General features: G+C 71.8%; 2 protein-coding genes and 1 pseudogene. 1 reads left to right on the plus strand and 2 read right to left on the minus strand.

Annotated elements, in window-relative coordinates; all coding sequences use genetic code 11:
* Positions 1–285 precede the first annotated feature (285 nt).
* Complete coding sequence (locus CH341_RS29955) at positions 286–1,287, minus strand: YheT family hydrolase (protein ID WP_210208673.1); 1,002 nt, start codon at positions 1,285–1,287, stop codon at positions 286–288.
* 304 nt (positions 1,288–1,591) lie between these two features.
* On the opposite strand from CH341_RS29955, the gene CH341_RS29960 reads away from it, so the two are divergent.
* Positions 1,592–2,524 (plus strand): lactate/malate family dehydrogenase, encoded by a 933-nt coding sequence (locus tag CH341_RS29960; protein WP_111423095.1) that lies wholly within the window; start codon positions 1,592–1,594, stop codon positions 2,522–2,524.
* Between the two features lie 97 nt (positions 2,525–2,621).
* Here the strand turns inward: CH341_RS29960 and CH341_RS29965 are convergent.
* Positions 2,622–3,157, minus strand: a pseudogene (locus CH341_RS29965) (DUF308 domain-containing protein); the annotation flags it as partial.

A 3,157-nucleotide genomic window follows, 5' to 3' on the forward strand; every position in this document is an offset into this window, starting at 1 on the left:
GGCGCTGACGCGCCGTCCCGGGACGACGGGACCGTCAGGGACGTCGGTCGCGTCACGCCTGCCGCGAGCCGACGCGCACGGGCCTGCCGCGCAGCATCAGATAGAACACGATTCCGAAGGACATCAGCGGCAGCAGGACCGGGGCGGCGATCGTGATGGAGTTCAACATCGGGGGTCTCCTGTTCGGTTGATGCGCTGATTACGCGATCATCGCGACCGCGGATCACCCCGAGCCTCGCCCCCGGCTGCGACAAAACGGCCGCAGCGGCGCGTCCCACCGGCCGCTCACACGGCGCCCAGCCAGTCGCAGACGGCGGCCGGCATCGCATGCACATGGCCCGGGAAGGCGCCGCTGGCGAAGCCGACATGGCCGCCCTCCTCCGGCTGCCACAGCGTGACGTGAGATCCGACCGCGTCGCGGGTCGGCAGCGACCTGGCCGGCACGAAGGGATCGTTGCGGGCGTTGAGCACCAGCGCCGGCACCCGGATCGTGCTCAGGTGCGGCTTGGCCGAGGCGCGCCGCCAGTAGTCGTCGACGCCGGCGAAGCCGTGCAGCGGCGCCGTGAAGCAGTCGTCGAAGTCGCGCAGCGTGCGGGCGGCGAGCAGCCGCTCGCGATCGAACAGGCCGGGATGACGGGCGAGCGCCGCCAGCGCACGCGGCTTCATGCTGCGCAGGAACATGCGCGCATAGACGAGCCGGTTGAAGCCGCGGTCGATCGCCGCGCCGGCCGCGGCGAGATCGACGGGCGCCGAGACGGCCGCCACCGCCCGCACCACGGTCGCGGCGCCCTCGCCCGCCTCCTCGGCGAAACGCAGCAGCGCGTTGCCGCCGAGCGACACGCCGGCGGCGAGCACCGGCACACCGGCCTGCGCGCGGATGCGGGCGAGGATCCAGCCGATCTCCTCGAAGTCGCCGGAGTGATAGCTGCGCGGCGCCAGGTTCGGCTCGCCCGAGCAGCCGCGGAAATGCGGCACGCTGAACCGCCAGCCGCGCGCCCGCGCCGCCAGCGCGAAGGCCACCGCGTAGCGGCTCGCCGAGCTGCTTTCGAGCCCATGGAACAGGACGAGCCACGGCGCATCGGGCGGGCCCGGCAGGTGGTCGACGTCGATGAAGTCGCCGTCCGGCGTCGTCCAGCGCTCGCGCGCATAGGCCGGCATCTCCGCCGCCCGCGGAGACGAGCACAGCGCGGGCCAGATGGTCTGCGCATTGCCGCCCGGCAGCCACCACGGGGCGCGATGATCCCGGATCGGCAGCACCGCGCCCGAAGCGACCAGAGGAGTGACCATGCCGGAACGAATCGCCTGGACGAGTCTGGTGGCGCGTGATCGCGTCGACCGCCGCGTCCCCATTCTATCGACCCGTCGCCGCCGCTTCAAACACCCCCTGCGCGGTGTTGCCGTCGGCGGCCGCCGGCGCAATCGAACGCGGTGCGGCGGCCCATCCGACGACAGCGAATTCCCATTCCGTGCTCAAACACGCCCTGAAATTACGAGCCGTCGGCGGTATGCTGCACGCTTCCCGGGTCCGCGGACGACCGGACCGTGTGGATCGAGCGAGTCCGGGCGGCGGCCCGGCATCCAGGGGGCCACGTTGAAGATTTCAGTCATCGGCATGGGGGCGGTGGGCACCGAGGTGGTCGGGCTGCTGCTCGCCAGCTCGGCGGCGAGCGAGATCGTGGCGGTGGACCAGAACGCCACCAAGGCGCAGGCGGAGATCTGGGACTTCGCCCACACCACCTCCTTCATCTACGCCAAGAACCCGCGGCTGATCGCCGGCGGCTGGCCCGAGACCGTGAACAGCGACATCGTCGTGATCACGGCCGGCGCCCAGCTCAAGCAGGGCGAGAACCGCGACACGCTGGTCGAGATCAACAGCAAGGTCATCAAGGATCTGATCGAGCGCACCGAGGCGACCTCGCCGGGCGCCATCGTGCTGATGGTGACCAACCCGGTCGACGTGATGGCACAGGTCGCGGTGGCGCACTCGTCGTTTCCCAAGGAGCGGGTGATCAGCCTCGGCACCATCGTCGACACGGCACGCTTCATGCGGATCGTCAGCGACCATGTCGGCATCGATCCGAAGAACATCTTCGGCTACGTGCTGGGCGACCACAGCCACACCGGCTTCATCCCGTGGAGCCTGTGCAATGTCTGCGGGCTCGACGTCGACGCGTTCTGCGCGCTCAACGGCCTGGCGCCGATCGACCGCACGGCGGTGCGGGCCCGGGTGCTGCAGATCGGCCTCGACATCTTCGCCGGCAAGGGCAACACCAACCACGGCATCGCGGCGAGCGTCTATCGCATCATCCGGGCGATCGTCGGCAACGAGCGTTCGGTGCTGCCGGTCGGCACGCTGCTGGAGGGCGAGTACGGCGTCGCGGACGCGGTGATGAGCGTGCCCTGTGTGATCGGCCGCCGCGGCGTCCAGAAGATCGTCGCCTGCCGCTTCACCGACGACGAGCAGGCCGCCTTCGACGTCTCTCACGCCCATGTCCGCGAGCTGATGGCGCTGGCGGGACTTTAACGGACCTCGTGTCGGACCCTCGCCGGGACTTCTTTCCCTCTCCCCTCGCGGGAGAGGGGAAGAGAGCCTTGCAGCCGGGCACGGCCCGGACCAGCAGCTAACCGTTGCTCTGCTCGAGGTGGCGGCGCAGGTCGTCGATGGAATCGAAGCGCAGCGTGCCGTGCTCGAAGGCGGCGTCGATCGAGCCGTCCGTGTAGAGCGTGTAGCCCATCCCGTCGATCACGCCCGACTTCAGGACCGTGACCTCGGCCGGCGCCTCCTCGGCCGGCGGCTCCGGCTGCGGGGCGGCGGCGCGGGGCGGCTCGGGACGCGGCGGCTCGGGACGCGACGGCGCGAGCGGCGGCGGAACCGGGCGGCGCGGCGGCGGCTCCGGGCGCTCGAAGGGCGGCGGCGCGGTCTCGGAGAGCGGCGCCTCGGCGTCCGAGCTCACGGTCTGGCGCCGGCGCGTCCAGGCGAAGAAGCGCTTGCGGTCGCCACCCGACATCGGCTCGCCGAGCGGATCGCGGGTCCAGTCGGGCGCCGGCCCGAGGGCGGGCTCGGCCGGCTCGCCCGGCTGCGGCCGCGAGCGCAGCGAGTCCGGCAGGCCGATATCGGAGCCCGGCGCGGGCGGTGGGGCCACCACGGGCGGCCGCC

Origin of the sequence: Rhodoplanes roseus, assembly GCF_003258865.1 — a bacterium.
GTDB classification, from domain to species: domain Bacteria; phylum Pseudomonadota; class Alphaproteobacteria; order Rhizobiales; family Xanthobacteraceae; genus Rhodoplanes; species Rhodoplanes roseus.

What these genes read in the sequence shown, in the direction of transcription:
- CH341_RS29955 (WP_210208673.1), bottom strand. Translation starts at nt 1,287, where the DNA reads ATGGTCACTCCTCTGGTCGCTTCGGGCGCGGTGCTGCCGATCCGGGAT.